Source organism: Flavobacterium sp. (assembly GCF_044339515.1).
GTDB lineage: Bacteria > Bacteroidota > Bacteroidia > Flavobacteriales > Flavobacteriaceae > Flavobacterium.
This window is the reverse complement of record NZ_JBIIVK010000019.1, coordinates 1-16,849: the sequence shown is the minus strand read 5'-3', so window position 1 is coordinate 16,849 and position 16,849 is coordinate 1. Positions and strand designations below refer to the sequence as shown.

The 16,849-nt window shown below is 34.1% G+C and carries 21 protein-coding genes; 12 read left to right on the top strand and 9 right to left on the bottom strand.

Features of this window, described 5'->3' with window-relative positions; all coding sequences use genetic code 11:
- The 7 genes from ACIQ0M_RS07040 to ACIQ0M_RS07010 all read right to left on the bottom strand — a co-directional run bounded on the left by ACIQ0M_RS07040 (position 1) and on the right by ACIQ0M_RS07010 (position 5,524).
- A complete protein-coding gene (locus tag ACIQ0M_RS07040) occupies positions 1 to 906 on the bottom strand; it encodes an ABC transporter ATP-binding protein (protein ID WP_396151133.1) in 906 nt (301 codons plus the stop codon).
- An 89-nt stretch (positions 907 to 995) separates the two neighbouring features.
- On the bottom strand, positions 996 to 2,522 hold the full coding sequence (locus ACIQ0M_RS07035; RefSeq protein WP_396151131.1) for a flotillin family protein: 1,527 nt from the start codon (positions 2,520 to 2,522) through the stop codon (positions 996 to 998).
- Between the two features lie 11 nt (positions 2,523 to 2,533).
- Complete coding sequence (locus ACIQ0M_RS07030) at positions 2,534 to 3,097, bottom strand: serine protease (protein WP_396151129.1); 564 nt, start codon at positions 3,095 to 3,097, stop codon at positions 2,534 to 2,536.
- Positions 3,098 to 3,161: 64 nt separating this feature from the next.
- Positions 3,162 to 3,728 (bottom strand): anthranilate synthase component II, encoded by a 567-nt coding sequence (locus ACIQ0M_RS07025; RefSeq protein WP_396151126.1) that lies wholly within the window; start codon positions 3,726 to 3,728, stop codon positions 3,162 to 3,164.
- A gap of 102 nt (positions 3,729 to 3,830) precedes the next feature.
- A complete protein-coding gene (locus ACIQ0M_RS07020) occupies positions 3,831 to 4,400 on the bottom strand; it encodes a YceI family protein (protein WP_396151124.1) in 570 nt (189 codons plus the stop codon).
- A gap of 25 nt (positions 4,401 to 4,425) precedes the next feature.
- Positions 4,426 to 5,058, bottom strand: a complete 633-nt coding sequence (locus tag ACIQ0M_RS07015; RefSeq protein WP_396151122.1) for an NAD(P)H-dependent oxidoreductase — start codon at positions 5,056 to 5,058, stop codon at positions 4,426 to 4,428.
- Between the two features lie 10 nt (positions 5,059 to 5,068).
- Complete coding sequence (locus ACIQ0M_RS07010) at positions 5,069 to 5,524, bottom strand: MarR family winged helix-turn-helix transcriptional regulator (protein WP_396151120.1); 456 nt, start codon at positions 5,522 to 5,524, stop codon at positions 5,069 to 5,071.
- 133 nt (positions 5,525 to 5,657) lie between these two features.
- On the opposite strand from ACIQ0M_RS07010, the gene ACIQ0M_RS07005 reads away from it, so the two are divergent.
- From ACIQ0M_RS07005 to priA, 7 genes are all read left to right on the top strand, one after another.
- On the top strand, positions 5,658 to 6,182 hold the full coding sequence (locus ACIQ0M_RS07005) for a TlpA disulfide reductase family protein (protein WP_396151119.1): 525 nt from the start codon (positions 5,658 to 5,660) through the stop codon (positions 6,180 to 6,182).
- Between the two features lie 10 nt (positions 6,183 to 6,192).
- Positions 6,193 to 6,801, top strand: coding sequence for a thioredoxin family protein (locus tag ACIQ0M_RS07000; protein WP_396151117.1), 609 nt, complete (start codon positions 6,193 to 6,195; stop codon positions 6,799 to 6,801).
- A 142-nt stretch (positions 6,802 to 6,943) separates the two neighbouring features.
- On the top strand, positions 6,944 to 7,258 hold the full coding sequence (locus ACIQ0M_RS06995) for a rhodanese-like domain-containing protein (protein ID WP_396151115.1): 315 nt from the start codon (positions 6,944 to 6,946) through the stop codon (positions 7,256 to 7,258).
- Between the two features lie 73 nt (positions 7,259 to 7,331).
- Complete coding sequence (locus ACIQ0M_RS06990) at positions 7,332 to 7,547, top strand: DUF2892 domain-containing protein (RefSeq protein WP_396151113.1); 216 nt, start codon at positions 7,332 to 7,334, stop codon at positions 7,545 to 7,547.
- 111 nt (positions 7,548 to 7,658) lie between these two features.
- Positions 7,659 to 8,516: a carboxylating nicotinate-nucleotide diphosphorylase gene (gene nadC, locus ACIQ0M_RS06985; protein ID WP_396151111.1), complete on the top strand. Its 858-nt coding sequence runs from the start codon at positions 7,659 to 7,661 to the stop codon at positions 8,514 to 8,516.
- Between the two features lie 166 nt (positions 8,517 to 8,682).
- Positions 8,683 to 9,609, top strand: a complete 927-nt coding sequence (locus ACIQ0M_RS06980) for a YihY/virulence factor BrkB family protein (RefSeq protein WP_396151110.1) — start codon at positions 8,683 to 8,685, stop codon at positions 9,607 to 9,609.
- Positions 9,610 to 9,638: 29 nt separating this feature from the next.
- Entirely contained in the window at positions 9,639 to 12,089 is a 2,451-nt protein-coding gene (priA, locus tag ACIQ0M_RS06975; protein WP_396151109.1) for a primosomal protein N', read from the top strand.
- Here priA and ACIQ0M_RS06970 read toward each other — a convergent pair.
- Positions 12,086 to 12,781 carry a LytTR family DNA-binding domain-containing protein gene (locus ACIQ0M_RS06970; protein WP_291095176.1) on the bottom strand — a complete coding sequence of 232 codons (696 nt, stop codon included), beginning with the start codon at positions 12,779 to 12,781 and terminating at the stop codon, positions 12,086 to 12,088. The genes priA and ACIQ0M_RS06970 overlap by 4 nt on opposite strands.
- A 169-nt stretch (positions 12,782 to 12,950) precedes the next feature.
- Here ACIQ0M_RS06970 and rpsF point away from each other — a divergent pair, with 169 nt between their 5' ends.
- The 5 genes from rpsF to ACIQ0M_RS06945 all read left to right on the top strand — a co-directional run bounded on the left by rpsF (position 12,951) and on the right by ACIQ0M_RS06945 (position 15,835).
- Complete coding sequence (rpsF, locus tag ACIQ0M_RS06965; protein ID WP_396151106.1) at positions 12,951 to 13,289, top strand: 30S ribosomal protein S6; 339 nt, start codon at positions 12,951 to 12,953, stop codon at positions 13,287 to 13,289.
- A gap of 5 nt (positions 13,290 to 13,294) precedes the next feature.
- Positions 13,295 to 13,591, top strand: coding sequence for a 30S ribosomal protein S18 (gene rpsR / locus ACIQ0M_RS06960; RefSeq protein ID WP_026711263.1), 297 nt, complete (start codon positions 13,295 to 13,297; stop codon positions 13,589 to 13,591).
- A gap of 66 nt (positions 13,592 to 13,657) precedes the next feature.
- On the top strand, positions 13,658 to 14,098 hold the full coding sequence (rplI, locus tag ACIQ0M_RS06955) for a 50S ribosomal protein L9 (protein ID WP_396151104.1): 441 nt from the start codon (positions 13,658 to 13,660) through the stop codon (positions 14,096 to 14,098).
- Between the two features lie 109 nt (positions 14,099 to 14,207).
- Positions 14,208 to 14,828 carry an L-threonylcarbamoyladenylate synthase gene (locus tag ACIQ0M_RS06950; protein WP_396151102.1) on the top strand — a complete coding sequence of 207 codons (621 nt, stop codon included), beginning with the start codon at positions 14,208 to 14,210 and terminating at the stop codon, positions 14,826 to 14,828.
- A gap of 50 nt (positions 14,829 to 14,878) precedes the next feature.
- Positions 14,879 to 15,835 carry a hypothetical protein gene (locus ACIQ0M_RS06945; protein ID WP_396151100.1) on the top strand — a complete coding sequence of 319 codons (957 nt, stop codon included), beginning with the start codon at positions 14,879 to 14,881 and terminating at the stop codon, positions 15,833 to 15,835.
- Between the two features lie 72 nt (positions 15,836 to 15,907).
- On the opposite strand, the gene ACIQ0M_RS06940 is transcribed toward ACIQ0M_RS06945, so the two are convergent.
- A partial coding sequence (locus ACIQ0M_RS06940) for a DUF4397 domain-containing protein (RefSeq protein ID WP_396151098.1) occupies positions 15,908 to 16,849 on the bottom strand: 942 nt, incomplete at its 5' end.

The following is a 16,849-nucleotide window of genomic DNA, read 5'->3' as shown; positions in this document are numbered from 1 at the left end:
TTAATTTTCAATTAAGTTCATGAACCATTCTTCTAATCCTTCAAGTATTTTAACTTCATAAATTAATGCACCTTCTTCAATTAATTTTTTGATAAAAGTTGGAATTTCATCTTTAGAATTCAAGACAACAGCAATTTTATTAGCCTCGTTTAATTCTGTTTTAACGCCATTTTCATCTAATTTTTTTTGCCAATCTGAAGCATTGTCAATCGTTATTTCAATTTTACATGTATTAAAACTTGTGGACAATTGATTCATTGTACCTTCAAATTTTAGTTTCCCTTTTGCAATGATACCAATGTGTGTACACATTTTTTCGATTTCACTTAGCAAATGACTCGACACAAAAATAGTTACGCCTTTTTCTTTATTTATTTTGATTAAAAGTTTTCTTATTTCAACAATTCCATTTGGATCTAGTCCATTAACAGGTTCGTCTAAAAACAACAATTCGGGCTCGCCTAAGAGTGCCATTGCAATTGCTAATCGTTGTTTCATCCCAAGTGAATATTGTTTTGCTTTTTGATTTTTAGCATAGGTCAACTCAACCAATTCAAGCACTTCATCAATTTTGTCAGGATTAATGTTTTTGACTTTTGCGATATACAAAAGGTTGTTATAACCCGATAAATGAAGATATAATGCAGGACTTTCCACTAAAGCACCAATCTTGGAAAAAATAGATGGGATTTGCTCATTCAAACCTTTTCCAAAAATTTTAATTGCATTGTTATCATCAGGAATTATTCCTGTTAGTAGTCGCATCGTAGTTGACTTTCCTGCACCATTTGGACCAAGAAAACCATAAATACTTCCTTTAGGAACATTGATGGATAAGTTTTCAATAATGCTTTTATGTTTTGAATATTGAAAATTAAGGTTGGTTGTTTGAATTATAATTTCCATTAAAATTTATTGATTTATGTAAAAGTAAGAAAAAATCCCAAATTCATAGCTTAGAATTTGGGATTTATAATTAGTTACTAAATAAATTACTATTTCTCTGTATTTGGTTTAGGATCCAACGAAACATCAGTAGATTTTACATTTTCGACTTTATCTTCACCTTTTAAATACGTTGGTAAGTTCAATCCGGCCATGTTAAACAAATCATTCAACGGCGGCACGGTTTTCATCATTCCTGAAACAAAATTAGCAGTAGATCTGTTTCCATCTCCATTGTTTCCTGAATCCCAAACGGTAATTTTATCAATTTTGATGTTTTTCACGGCTTCCACTTGTGTTTTAACCAACTCAGGAAGTTTTTCAATTAATAACAACTGGAAAGCTTTGGTTGGATCGCCACCGGCAGCATTCACCACTTCACGATAACCTTCTGCTTGTTTGGTTAAGATTTCATATAAACCTTTTGCTTCCGCTTCCATTTTCGCAAAAATTGCATCAGCTTCACCTTTAGCTTGTACTCTGATTCTTTCGGCTTCGGCTTGTGCGTCAATAATGGCTTTTTGTTTTGCAATTTCTGCCGGAATCACCACGTTGGCATTTTGTGTAGAACGTTCTCTTTCGGCACGAGCAGATTCTGCTTTTTGTTCGGCCACATAGGATTCTTCCAATGCTTTTGCTTGTTGCACTTTTTCTGAAGCTAAGGCAATACGCAATGCTTCGGCTTCTTTTTCACGACGGGTTGCATCGGATTGTGCAATGGCAATTTTCGCTTCGTTTTCTCCTTTAATTGCAATTGCATTGGCTTCGGATGTGGCTACACGCGTATCTCTTTGAGCTTCCGCTTTACCAATGCTTTCGTCTTTAAACGCCTCGGCAATACTTACTTCTTTATCTTTATTGGTGATGGCAATTTTCACATCACGATCTCTATGGGTTTCAGCAATTTGTACGTCTTTTTCACGATCGGCCATTGCTTTACCGGTTTCTCCGATTTTTTCTTGCTCAGCCACTGAAATTTTAGCTTCGTTGATGGCTTTGGCAGCAGCTTCTTTCCCTAATGCTTCAATATATCCGGATTCGTCTTTAATATCGGTAACGTTAACGTTGATTAATTTTAAACCGATTTTTTTCAACTCAGAATCCACGTTTTTAGAAATGTTGTCCAAAAATTTATCACGGTCTGAATTAATTTCTTCAATTGTCATAGTTGCAATTACCAAACGCAATTGACCAAAAAGTATATCTTTTGCTAACTCTTGAATTTGCTCCGGCGAAAGTCCTAAAAGACGTTCTGCAGCGGTATTCATGCTATCTGTTTCCGTTGAAATCGCAATCGTAAAACGACACGGAACATCCACACGAATATTTTGTCTGGAAAGAGCATTGGTTAAATTGGCTTCAATTGAAAGCGGTTTTAAATCCAAATACTGATAATCTTGAATTACAGGCCAGATGAAAGCACCACCACCGTGAACACATTTGGCAGAAGAACCACCCGTTTTTCCATAAATTACAAGAATTTTGTCTGAAGGACAGCGTTTGTAACGCGAAACTAAGGTAACGAATAGTACAAAGACAATAAAAACGGCAACTACAATAATAATTAATTGGGTCATAGGGTTAGGATTTAAAGTTTATCAACGATTAAAATATTATTTTCAACACTTTTAATTTTCACGAGGCTTCCGGTCGCTATTTTTTCGGAGGCTTCTGTCATGGCTTGCAATTCGTGAAACGAACCTTTTACACTGATTTGTACTTTGCCAACACCTGATTTTGATTCGGGAATTGTTAAATATACCGTAGCCGTTTGATTGATGGTATTTTCAAATTTAAACGAGTTGTCTTCTCCTAGTTTTAGTATTTGTTTGATAAGGAAAAAGAATAGTCCGATGAATATAATTCCCACAGCAACTGAGAGGATAATCAAAACAGTTTTGTTTTCGATGCTGTCATACAATGAAATACCGGTCCAACTGAAACCTAATAAAAAATTGATGAGGTTTCTAAGTGAAAACAATTCAAAAGGAGCATCTGCCGAATCGTGTCCTTCTGCTATATCAACATCTGCATCTGCACCGCCAAATCCTATAAAAGTTAAAACGGTTTGTAGTAAAAAGAATAAACTTGTTGGCAACGCAATGTACCAGTAGCTTTTTAATAACGGATCTAATCCTTCAAGAAATTCCATAAATTGAGTTTTGGTTTGGTTACAACTTTTATACGTGGACTTTTACAAAAAGTTACAATTATGATTAATTCTCCACCCAATTTGTTAAAATTTCTTTTCCAAAAGGAGTTAAAATACTTTCCGGGTGAAATTGCACGCCTTTAACATCTAAATGTTTGTGTTTGATGGACATGATTTGTTGTTCTTCATCAACCGAAGTTACTTCTAAAACTTCCGGAATTAAATCTGGATCCATGACCCAAGAATGGTATCGTCCTACTTGAATGTTTTTGGGTAAACCATTAAAAAGTTCATCTTCTGAAACAATAGTGATTTCAGAAGATTTCCCATGATGCACTTTGTTTAAATTAAGTAATTTACCACCAAATATTTCAGCTATTGCTTGAAGTCCTAAACAAACACCTAAAATGCTTTTAGAGTTGGAATAAGTTGTAATAACTTGTTTAAGCAATCCGGCATCAGAAGGTAATCCCGGACCGGGTGAAAGCAATATTTTATCGAATTTTTCAAGCTCCTTTAATTCAAATTCATCATTTCTATAGACCGTAACTTGGCAATTCAAATCTTCTAAATAATGAACCAAATTATAGGTAAAACTGTCGTAATTGTCAATGATGACTACTTTTTTCATATGATAAAATTCGAAAGTAAAAATAGAAATAAATTAAGCTATAAAACAAAAAAAATCCCGATACTTTCGCATCAGGATTTAGCAATTTTTCCCATTATTTTTTTAGTAAACTAATGATACGGTTAATTCAAATTCATCGTTGATCGCTTTATCACCTAAGTTGTCAAAAAAGCTTCCTGAACCATACTGAATTCCATATTTAGTTCTATCCACTTTAAATGCAGCTCTGGCTGTTCCGTTTCCGATAGCTAAATCAAAAGTTACCGGTAATGTTTTACCTTTGATAGTTAAATCAGCTGTAACAGTATAAATATCACCGCCTTTAGCAGCAATGGTTTTAAATTCTAAAGTTGACGTAGCAAATTTATCCACACCAAAGAAATCATCGGCTTTCAAATGACCTTCTAGTTTTTCTTTACCTTTACCAGCTTGCAAATCTGCAACAGTTATTGAAGTCATGTTTACTTCAAAAGAGCCTCCTTTTAATTTTTTTCCGTCAAAAACCAATGTTCCTGAGTTAAAATTGATTGTTCCGTCATGTTGTCCGGTTACTTTTTTTCCAATCCACGTGATTTTACTTTTTTCTACGTTGATTTTTTTGTTTTGAGCAGTCGCTGTAAATGTGGTAGCCGCTACGAATAATGCCAAGGTAATTGTTTTTAAATTTTTCATTGATTTCATTGTTTAAGGTTATTGATTATAAATTGATAAATAATTCATTTTTGGGCTTACGCACTTTTGCATAATGTTGTGTGGCATCTTCTTTATGACGATAGCCAATGGTAGCTAGTAGAGAAGCATGTAATCCTAATTCGGGAAATCCTAAAATTTCATTCACTTTTTCCGGCTCAAAACCTTCCATCGGTGTTACATCTATTTTTAATTCTGCCGCTGCATTCATTAAATTCGCTAAAGCCAAGTAAGTTTGTTTAGAGGTCCACACATTGCGTTGTTCTTCCGGTAAACCTGTAATTTTCATTTTCATAAAATCGGCATAGGCTTTCACACTTTCAACAGTAATTCCTCTGGTTTCCGCCATAAGATGGATATAACTGTCAATCTCAGTTTCACCAAAGTTAGTAATATTTGCGAAAACAATCAGCTGTGAAGCATCTACAATTTGGGATTGACCCCATGCAGCAGGCTGAATTTTTGCTCTTAACTCAGGATTTTCGATTATAAATATTTTATACGGTTGTAATCCGTATGAAGAAGTACTCAATTGAATTGCCTCTTTCAATGTTTCTAAATCTTCCGAAGAAATTTTTTTGGACGCATCGAATTTTTTGGTAGCATAACGCCATTTTTGATTGGTAATAAAGTCGCTCATTTTTTTTAAATTAAATCGTTCTGTATTTTTCTAATAAATTGTTCAAATTTTCTAATTCTTCAGGAGATAAATTAAAACTAAATAATTTTTCGTGTGCTTCAATTTTTGGGTCTAATTCAGTTAATAGTTTTAATCCTTTTTCAGTAATGGTGATTTCCATTTTGCGTCTGTTTTGTTCACAAACTTCTCTGTTTACTAAACCTTTTAAAAGTAGTTTATCAACCAATCGGGTTGTGTTGCTTGTTTTAGCAATCATGCGTTCTTGAATGACGCACATGTTGGCAGGCTTTCCTTTTTGCCCACGGAGAATTCGTAACACATTAAATTGTTCAACAGACAAATCAAAGGATTTTAAAATCTCATTAAATGCATCAGCAATCACATTTTGAGTGAACATGATGTTTAACACAGTCCGCTTTTCAATGCTGATGGGTGAATTGGATTTGATGATTTCTTCTATCTTCATTTGTAATTACAAAATTTGTACGTACAAATGTAATTCTATTTTTTAATTGTATATACAAATGTCTATTAAATTTTTGTTAAAGATTTTTAAGAGGGACGAGGAAGGTTTAATTTTATATAATAATCCTTAGACGATGCAAAATTATAAAAGTTGTATAGTTTTAATTATAGTTCATTTTTTTATTACACTGAATGGCTTTACACAGAATAAGCCATTAAAAATATATGAAAAAGATGGAATTACTTTGAAATCCTATAACTTTGATGGATTGCAACCGTTTTTGAATCAAGAGAATGACACCCTTTATGTGATTAATTTTTGGGCAACATGGTGTGTTCCTTGTGTGAAAGAATTACCTCATTTTGAAAAAATGAATAAAAAGTACAAAAAAGAAAAGTTCAAAATGATTTTGGTAAGTTTAGATTTTCCCAAAATGATTGAAAGTCGCGTGATTCCATTTATTAAAAACAAAAATTTACAAGCCGAAGTTGTAGTGCTCAATGATCCCGATGCCAATACTTGGATTGAAAAAGTTGCAAAAGAGTGGTCAGGAGCCATTCCTGCAACAATTATTTATAGAAATGAAAAACGTAAATTTTATGAGCAATCGTTCACAGAAGAAGAATTAGAAACAGAAATAAAATCATTCATCAACTAAAATTAAAACTATGAAAAAGTTTAAAATTGCCCTTTTAGTGCTTGCTGCCGGATTGATAACGGCTTTTAACACAAGTAAATCTGCCGGTTACGAAATTGGTTCGATTGCCACCGATTTTTCCCTAAAAAATGTAGATAATAAAATGGTTTCGTTAAAAGATTATAAAGAAGCCAAGGGCTTTATTGTCATTTTTACCTGCAATCATTGTCCATATGCTATTGCTTATGAAGACAGAATTATTGATTTAGATAAAAAATACAAAAAGTTAGGTTATCCGGTGATTGCCATCAATCCAAATAATCCTGAAAAACAAAAAGACGATAGCTTTGAAAAAATGAAAGTGAGAGCCAAAGAAAAAGGATTCACTTTTCCTTATTTGTTTGATGATGGACAAAAAATTTATCCGCAGTACGGTGCAACCAAAACACCTCATGTTTATGTTTTACAAAAAACAGACAAAGGAAATGTGGTAAAATATATTGGTGCAATCGACGATAATCATAGTGATGAAACAGCTGTTGAACAAAAATATGTTCAAAATGCCGTAGATGCCTTATTAAAAAATCAAGAAGTGAAAGTAAAAACAACCAAAGCGATTGGTTGTTCTATAAAAGCATAAGAAAAGGTTCTAAGTTGCTAAGGTACTAAGGAACTAAGTTAAATTTACTAGATTTGCCTTTTTATAACCTTAACACCTCAGCACCTCAGTACCTTAGAACCTTAGCACCTTAGAACCTTAGTCCTTTAGCACCTTAAAAAATATGAATCTACAACAAGAACAATGGTGGGCCGATGCCCAAAGCGACGAAAACGCCGTTATTTTAGATGTGCGTACACCGGAAGAATTTGAGCGAGGAATTATTCCAAATGCCATCAACATAGATATTTATAAAGGACAAGGCTTTATTTATAGCTTGGAAGAATTAGATAAATCAAAAACTTATTACGTTTATTGCCATGCCGGAAGCCGCAGTGCAAAAGCGTGTCAAGTTATGCAACAACTCGGTTTTGAAAAGACATATAATTTACTCGGAGGTATTTCTGAATGGAACGGACCGGTGGTTGAAGCGAACTAATTTTGTAGAAAATACATTTTTATAACATTTTTTTTCCTATTTTTATAATCCAAAAACAAATAATTTGATGATTATGAAAAAAAATGTAGGCAACACTGATCGCTTTGTTAGGGTAATGTTTGGCATTATTCTGCTAATTCTTTTTATGTCCGGTGCCATTGAAAATAATTTGGTGCAATGGATTGTTTTAGGCGTAAGTTCAATTTTAATCATTACGGCTTTTGCCACATTCTGTCCGCTTTATGCTTTGGTTGGAAAAAGTACCTGCGAAGTGAAGAAAAAGAAATAAATCGCATAATAAATAAAAAATACAACCACGAATTTCGTGGTTTTTTTATGTAAAAAAGTAACAGAAAAACGAAACGATTTCCTATTTTAGCCATTCGATACATTTATATTTATGATTACAGAAGCACAATTTCAAAACGAACTTCAACTCATCATACAAAACGGAATACGAGAAGATATCGGGGAGGGCGATCACAGTTCATTGGCTTGTATTCCTTCTACCGCTCAAGGAAAAGCAAAACTTTTGGTCAAAGACAAAGGAATTATAGCAGGCGTAGAATTTGCAAAAATGATTTTTAACCATGTGGATGCCGATTTAAAAGTAGAAACCTTTATTCAAGATGGAAGTTCAGTAAACTACGGTGACATTGTTTTTCATGTTTCGGGAAGTTCGCAATCGATTTTAAAAGCGGAACGATTGGTACTCAATTCGATCCAACGCATGAGTGCGATTGCCACCAAAACTAAAATGTATGTGGATTTATTGGAAGGAACCTCCACTAAAGTACTAGATACCCGAAAAACTACTCCCGGATTTCGGGCAGCAGAAAAATGGGCGGTAAAAATTGGTGGTGGTGAAAATCATCGCTTTGCCTTGTATGATATGATTATGCTAAAAGACAATCACAATGATTTTGCCGGTGGAATTTCAAAGGCAATTCAAAAGACGAAAGATTATTTATCTGAAAATAAATTGGATTTAAAAATCATTGTTGAAGCTAGAAACCTTGATGAAGTAGAGGAAATTCTCAACAGTGGTGGTGTTTATCGTATTTTATTAGACAATTTTGATTATGAAATGACTAAGGAAGCAGTTGCTTTAATTGGCAACCAATGCCTCACTGAAAGTTCAGGTAACATCAACGAAAAAACCATTCGTCATTATGCAGAATGTGGGGTCAATTACATTTCATCCGGTGCTTTGACGCATTCGGTGTATAATATGGATTTGAGTTTGAAGGCTTTTTGAGGGGGTGGGAGTACTCAGTCGCAGTTTCAGTTTTCAGAAAATCCGTGAAAATCAATTATAACGAAGCTATTAAAATCTTTTGAAAGCAGCGTTTTGCGAAGCAAATCCGTTAAATCCGCGTTCCAAAACAAAAATGTACATAAAATAAATTGACTTAGACAAAAACATGTCATTAGAAATAGAACAAAAACTTGAAAAAATACCGGTCATTAACCACGTAGTTCGGTTAATGAAAAGCATCAAACTGCCCTGGTTAGAAGGTTTGTCATTCTATGATTTAATGGAATTATACATCATCGGAATTGCACAAGGAGCGTTTTCGTATCGTGCCGGAGCCATTGCCTTTAGCTTTTTCATGGCTTTGTTTCCGTTTGCATTGTTTATTTTAAACTTGATTCCGTTTATTCCGATTGAAAATTTTCAAGACGATTTTTTACAATTTGTATCCGAAGGAGTGCCACCCAATACTTTTGAAGCAATTAAAACCATTATTGATGATATTTTAAATAACAGCTACAAAGGACTTCTTTCATCGGGTTTTATTCTTTCCATCTTTCTAATGTCAAACGGAATTAATGCCATTTTAGGAGGATTTGAAACGTCTTATCACATCACTATTTCGCGAAGTTTTATTAGACAATATATTGTTGCATTAGGGATGTCACTTCTTTTTTCAATCATTCTAATTGTAACGGTTGCGGCTATCGTGGTTTCTGAGGTAATTATTCAAAAAATACAACTCCACGAAATGGTTGATGCTAATATTTCCTTGATAGAAATTACCCGTTATGGTTTTGTTATTTTAATGATTTTAATCACAACTTCTTTACTGTTTAAGTTTGGAGCAAAAGAAACCTCAAAGATATCTTTTATTAGTATAGGTTCGGTTTTTACTACTATTTTGATTCTTTTATCTTCGTATGTTTTCGGAATTTATGTTGTAAAATTTGCCAAGTATAACGAACTTTACGGCTCTATCGGAACGCTTTTAATTTTAATGTTTTACATTTGGATTAACTGCATGATTCTGCTACTTGGTTTTGAATTGAATGCCACCATCAACAAGTTAAAAAGGAAAAATCTTTTTGATTAAGTGCTTTTTAATGAATTAATTGCCTGATTATGTTGCACTTCGTCGAAGTTATTTTGCCTTTAGCACTCGATAAAACCTTTACTTATCAAGTTTCGGAAGCTGAGTTTAAGTATATTAAACCCGGTATGCGAATTGCCGTTCCGTTTGGGAAAAGTAAAATGTATACGGCTCTTGCCATCGAAACCCATCAAAATCCGCCCACCTTATACGAGGCCAAAGAAATTCATCAGATTTTAGATGAAAATTCAATTGTAAATGATATACAATTAAAACATTGGCAGTGGATTGCGTCGTATTATATGTGTTCCATCGGAGAGGTTTATCGAGCAGCGTTACCTTCTGGATTTTTGTTGGAAAGTGAGACGGTAATTTCATTAAAGCAAGGTGAATTAGTTGATGAAAAAGCTTTATCCGATGATGAATTTTTAGTATTTGAAGCTCTTCAACACCAAAGTTCTCTAAAAGTGAGTGATGTTATTTCAATTCTCAATAAAAAGAATGTCTTTCCGGTTCTTCAAAAATTAATTGATAAAAAGGTAGTGGCTCTTCAAGAAGAAATGCACGAAACCTATAAACCTAAATTAGTAAGATATATCAAACTTCATCTGAATTACTCCACGGATGAACGTTTGAATGAACTATTGAATTCCATCAAAGCAGAAAAACAAAAAGAACTTTTATTAAGTTATTTTCAGCTAAATGCTACGGAAAAGAAACCAATTTCTGCGAAACAACTAATTGATTTTGCGTCGTCCAACTCCAGTGTATTAAAAAAGTTGATTGAAAAAGAAGTATTTGAAGAATACCACCTCATTCAGGATAGAACAGATTTCAATGAAGCTGAAAATGCTAAACACCTTTCATTAAGTCAATCACAACAAAAAGCTTTGGATGAAATCAAGAACCATTTCGCAACCAAAGATGTTTGTTTATTACACGGAGTGACCTCTAGTGGTAAAACAGAAATCTACAGTAAACTTATTCAAGAAACGATGAAAACCGGCAAGCAGATTTTATTTCTTTTGCCCGAAATTGCACTCACTACGCAATTAGTTTCTCGTTTGCGAAAGTTTTTTGGTAATAAAGTTGCCGTTTTCCATTCCAAATACAGTAACAATGAACGAGTGGAGGTGTGGAATCAGGTTTTGCAAAATTCTACCAAAGCACAAGTGGTTATTGGAGCACGGTCAGCCATGTTTTTACCTTTTTCCGATTTGGGTTTAGTGATTGTGGATGAAGAACACGAACAAAATTTCAAACAAACTGATCCGGCTCCACGTTATCATGCTCGGGATGCCGTGACGGTTTTGGCTAAATTTCATCAAGCAAAAGTGCTTTTGGGTTCGGCCACACCAAGTTTGGAAACCTATTATAATACACAAAGTCAAAAATATGCGTTGGTTGAGCTATTTGAACGGTTCAATAATACGCCCTTGCCGGAGGTTATTTTAGTAGATTTAAAAGACAAGTATTTCCGCAAACAAATGAACGGTCATTTTAGTGATTCGTTGATTGAAGAAATTACTACTGCGTTGTCATTAGGCGAACAAGTAATACTTTTTCAAAACAGAAGAGGGTATGCTCCTTTGTTGGAATGTATGACGTGTGGACACATTCCGCAGTGCCCGAATTGCGATGTGAGTTTAACCTATCATAAATATAAAAACCAACTTCGATGTCATTATTGCGGCCACTCGATTGCCAAACCGACCAATTGTCATCAATGTTCCAGTGTGGATTTAACCACAAAAGGTTTTGGAACGGAGCAAATTGAACTGGAATTGGCTACACTTTTCCCAAACAAAAAAATCCTGCGAATGGATCAAGATACTACAAGAGGAAAATTTGGATATGATACCATTATCGATAAATTCCAAAATCGAGAAGTTGATATTTTGGTTGGCACACAGATGCTTGCCAAAGGTTTGGATTTTGACAATGTAAGTTTGGTTGGGATTTTAAATGCAGATAATATGCTTTATTTTCCAGATTTTAGAGCTTTTGAACGCAGTTATCAAATGATGGCTCAAGTGTCGGGTAGGGCAGGAAGAGCGGAAAAAAGAGGAAAAGTGGTGATTCAAACCTATAATCCAAGCCACAATACGATTCAGCAAGTAACACACAATGATTATAAAGGAATGTTTAAAGAACAATTGTATGAGCGACAAATCTTTAAATATCCGCCTTTTTTCAAGCTTATTAAAATCACACTTCGTCATAAAGAATATGAAAAAGTGAAAGAAAGTTCAATGTGGTTGTACCAAGTATTGAGTCAACATCTCAAAATGCCTGTCTTAGGACCGGAGGAACCTGCTGTGAGCAAAATCAGAAATGAATATATCCGAACAATCGTGATTAAAATTCCGGATACGGTTTCGCCACAAAGCACAAAAAAAACTATCCAGAAAATACTGAATAGTTTTGATGTTATTTCGCAATATAGATCCGTGAAGCTTGTAGTAAATGTTGATTTTGGTTAGGCAATTGCTAAAGCTTTCTTCAAATCGTCTTTTTTGTTCCGGCTTAAAGGAATTTTGGTTACACCAATTTCGGCAAACTTACTATTGAATCGTTCAATTTTATCAATGTTCACGATAAATGATTTGTGTACACGAAGGAATCGGTCTTTAGACAAATCATTTTCAAACGATTTCATGGTAGAAAGAACCAAGTTGCTGTCTTCGTCGGTTACTACTTTTACATAGTCACCATACGCTTCAATCCACTTAATTTTAGAAGTGAATACTTTTAATTTTTTTAGATTACTTTTAATAAAGATGTAATCGCCTTCTTCTTCAGAAACTTCATTTCTCAATTTGTGCATATCGATTGCTCTTTTAACAGCAGAATCGAAACGATCAACAGAAATTGGTTTTTGTAAGTAATCGGTGGCATCATAATCAAAAGCTTTCACGGCATAATCCGCTTTTGAAGTGATAAAAATGATTTGTGGTTTGTTTTTTAAACCATCAAGAAAATCGAAACCATTAATAATGGGCATTTCGATGTCAAGAAAAATAAGGTCAACAGAGTGTATCGACATACAGCTCTTTGCTTCAATAGCGTTAGAGAAATCACCCACAAGATGCAAACTTTGGTGATTATTCACTAACTTGGTGATGATCATTCTTTGGATAGAACTGTCATCGACTACGACACAATTTAGTTTCATAATTCGATTTATTATAGATTTGGTAGAGCAAACGTAGTGCATTTCATCGATAAAAACTAATTTTTTTCGAACTTTTTTACCTTATGTCGATTATTTGTGCATTATACTTGGTTATTAAAATTAAATTCTTACTTTTGCACCCAATTTAACAATTTTAAAGTAAATTATCATGAATCATTATGAAGCTGTTTTCATCTTGAATCCCGTTTTATCTGAACAACAGGTAAAGGAAACAGTAAGCAAATTCGAAGATTTTCTTACGTCCAAAGGGGCACAGATGGTATCAAAAGAGGATTGGGGGCTGAAAAAATTAGCCTACGAAATCCAACACAAGAAAAGTGGTTTTTATCACTTATTCGAATTCAAAGCACCTGCGGAAAGCATCTTAAGTTTTGAAACAGAATTAAGACGTGACGAGAGAATTATGCGTTTCTTAACTGTAAGTTTAGACAAACACGCTATTTCTTGGGCAGAAAGAAGAAGAGAAAAATTAAAAGTTAAAGCGTAATTACTATGTCAACAATCGAGCAATCAGCAAAAGGAAAAAAAGAAGGAGATATCAGATATCTTACTCCTTTGAACATAGATACGAACAAAATCAAAAAATACTGTCGTTTCAAAAAGTCAGGTATTAAATACATTGACTATAAAGATGCAGACTTTTTATTGAAATTCGTAAACGAGCAAGGTAAAATTTTACCAAGACGTTTAACAGGAACTTCTTTAAAATACCAAAGAAAAGTGTCAGTTGCTGTAAAAAGAGCTAGACATTTAGCATTAATGCCTTATGTGGCGGATTTATTAAAATAATCATTAATTAAGTTGTTGTCTCGTTGTTACTCAACGAGACTAACTTCTACAAAAAAGGACATCAACATGGAACTAATCTTAAAACAAGACGTTCAAAATTTAGGTTTTAAAGATGATATCGTAACGGTAAAACCGGGTTACGGCAGAAACTTTTTAATTCCACAAGGATTTGCTGCTCTAGCAACTCCTTCTGCTAAAAAAGTATTAGCTGAAAATTTAAAGCAAAAAGCTCACAAAGAGCAAAAATTAGTGGATGATGCTAAGAAATTAGCAGAGACATTAAAAGCTTTGGATATCAAAATTACTGCAAAAGCAGGTGGTGAAAAATTATTTGGTTCAATTACCAACATCGATATTGTTGAGGCTTTAGAAAAAGCAGGACACGCTATCGATAGAAAATTTGTCACTTCAGGAACTGTAAAAAGAACAGGAAAATACAATGCAACCGTTCGTTTACACAGAAACGTTGTCATTGAATTGCCTTACGAAATTGTTGCCGAGCAATAATCATCAACAACAATAAATATAAAAACCTTGCTTCGGCAGGGTTTTTTTTATTTTGAAAAATACCAACGATTGTAGCTCTTATAATTAGTAACTTGTTTAAATTTGTGCCATGGCTCAATTTATTAAAATTTATTCCGAGAATCCAAACGAAGCGGCTATTGCAAAAGTAGTACGCGTATTAAAAGAGGGTGGGTTGGTTATTTATCCCACTGATACGGTGTATGGTTTGGGATGCGATATTACCAACACCAAAGCTTTGGAACGCATAGCCAAAATAAAAGGGATCAAACTCGAAAAGGCAAATTTTTCGTTCATTTGCCATGATTTAAGTAATCTTTCCGATTATGTTAAACAAATTGATACGCCTACTTTTAAGATTCTAAAACGAACATTGCCCGGACCTTATACATTTATTCTTCCCGGAAATAACAATCTACCAAAAGAATTCAAAAAAAAGAAAACAGTTGGTATTCGTGTTCCGGATAATAACATTGTGCTTGAAATCGTAAAACAACTTGGTAATCCAATAGTATCTACTTCTATTCATGACGACGATGAAGTGTTGGAATATTCTACCGATCCCGAACTCATATTTGAAAAATGGCAAAACCTTGTTGATGTTGTAGTTGATGGTGGCTATGGTGACAATCAACCTTCCACCATTATTGACTTATCGGAAGGTGAACCGGTTGTGATTCGTGAAGGCAAAGGAGATAGTGATATTTTTTAAGTATATATTTTACCATTTTTTAACCGCTTTTAATTTTTAATCCGTTTTATATGAAATTCATCTGCACGCTATTCCTTTCCTTACTTTCTTTACTAGTATTTTCTCAAACAGACAGTACCAAAGTAGCTTTTGTTTCCTATTGGTCTGTAGGCGACAGTTATGATTTTAAAATTACAAAAATTATCAAAAAATGGGACAAGGATAATCAAATGAAAGAAGAAAATCAATCGTATATGGCTAATTTTACGGTTATTGATTCAACGGCAGATTCCTACACCATTCGATGGAGTTATGAAAACGAACTCAAAGACACCTATCAAATTCCTGATGAACTGGCAGAAAAATTTTCTAAGTATTCTGTGACTGAAATTATTTATAAAACCTCAGAAGTTGGAGACTTTGTTGAAGTTGTAAACTGGAAAGAAATCAGTAAAACCATGAAAGACATGTTTAACGATTTGATTTCCGTCTTAGGTAAAGATAACAAAAAGCTTAAAAAACAACTCGAAGAAACGTTACAACCGATGCAAGAAATGTACAGTTCTAAAGAAGGTGTAGAGGGTATAATTTTAAAAGAATTGCAATATTTTCATTACCCAATGGGAGTTGAGTTTGATTATGCCGAACCTTTTTTATATGAAGATGAATTGCCAAATCTTTTGGGCGGTGAACCCATCAAAGGAAAAGGGAAATTAACCTTCAGCAGTGTTGACCATGAAGAAGGCTTTTGCATCATGAAACAAGAGCTAAATTTAGATCCAGAGGATACTAATAAATTAATACGCGATGTTTTCAAAAGAATGAAAATTGAAAATGACCAAGCAGATAAAATGCTTCAAAATGCGATTTTCACAATCAACGATAACAATGTTTTTGAGTATTATTTCAACCCGGGCATACCACATAGAATTGAAACTTTACGTGAGATGAATATTGATATTAATGATACAAAAATGAGACGTACGGAACAATTAATTATCGAGTTGCAGTATGATGAGGAAGAATAGTTTAAATTCTTTTAAAAATCGAAAGGCCATCATTGCTGATGACCCTTCAATAACTATTGGTTTGAAAAATGCTTAGTTTTTAACAAACTTTTGATTAAAACTAAGATCGTTAAGGGTTGTATTTAAAATATACATACCACTGTTTAATTCTGTTATATCAATAGCAGTTGGAGTAGTAACGGTTTTCACTAGTCTTCCACTCAAATCGTATATAGTTGCACTGAAATTTTCATAATCAAATGGGATAGAAAGATTTATAGTTTCTCTAGCTGGATTTGGATACAATGAAATTGTATTAAGGCCAAAACTATCAACACTTAATGGTATTTCCGGTAGAGGAATTAAATCACCACCTGTAGCTAAAGCCACCCACAATCCGAAAGCAGGACCATCGCTGTTTACAGAAGGATCTAGGAAGCCACTAGCTAAAACAGTAATGGCAGCACCATCTAACCCTAAAGTTTGCAATGGAGCTTGGTAAGAAGCTACAGTTACAGTTCCTGTTTCATCACGAACGTCTAATGTGAAATCAAGATTTGGTAATTCTAAATAACCATCAAAATCAGGGAAAGAAATATTATCTACAATTGTTCCCGCCGGTTCAGAAGTTTCTACTACATCTACCGTTGGAGCATCAGGCGAACCATGATTTACCAATACATCAGTGTTTGCAGCATTTGAAGCCGCTTCACGACCTTGAGCAAATACATTGATGGCAAAGTTTGGACCAACTGAATATCCGGTTGGGCTTACGATTCCGTTGGCTACTAAGATATAGGTTTCGCCTTCTTCTAAAGTAGCAGTTAGGTTGTATAAACTTTCAGATGAAGAAGTACTTGTCGACGGAGCTACGTCAATACTTAATTCAACTCCGGCCGGTACATCGATAAATGGAGTGGCCGTTCTAAAAGCAAAATTATCTAACAATAATTCATCATTCACATATACATCCACCAAAGCCGCAGCTAAATCAGGTGAGTTGTGAATAGCTTGTAAACGAGCAGTTGGTGTTTC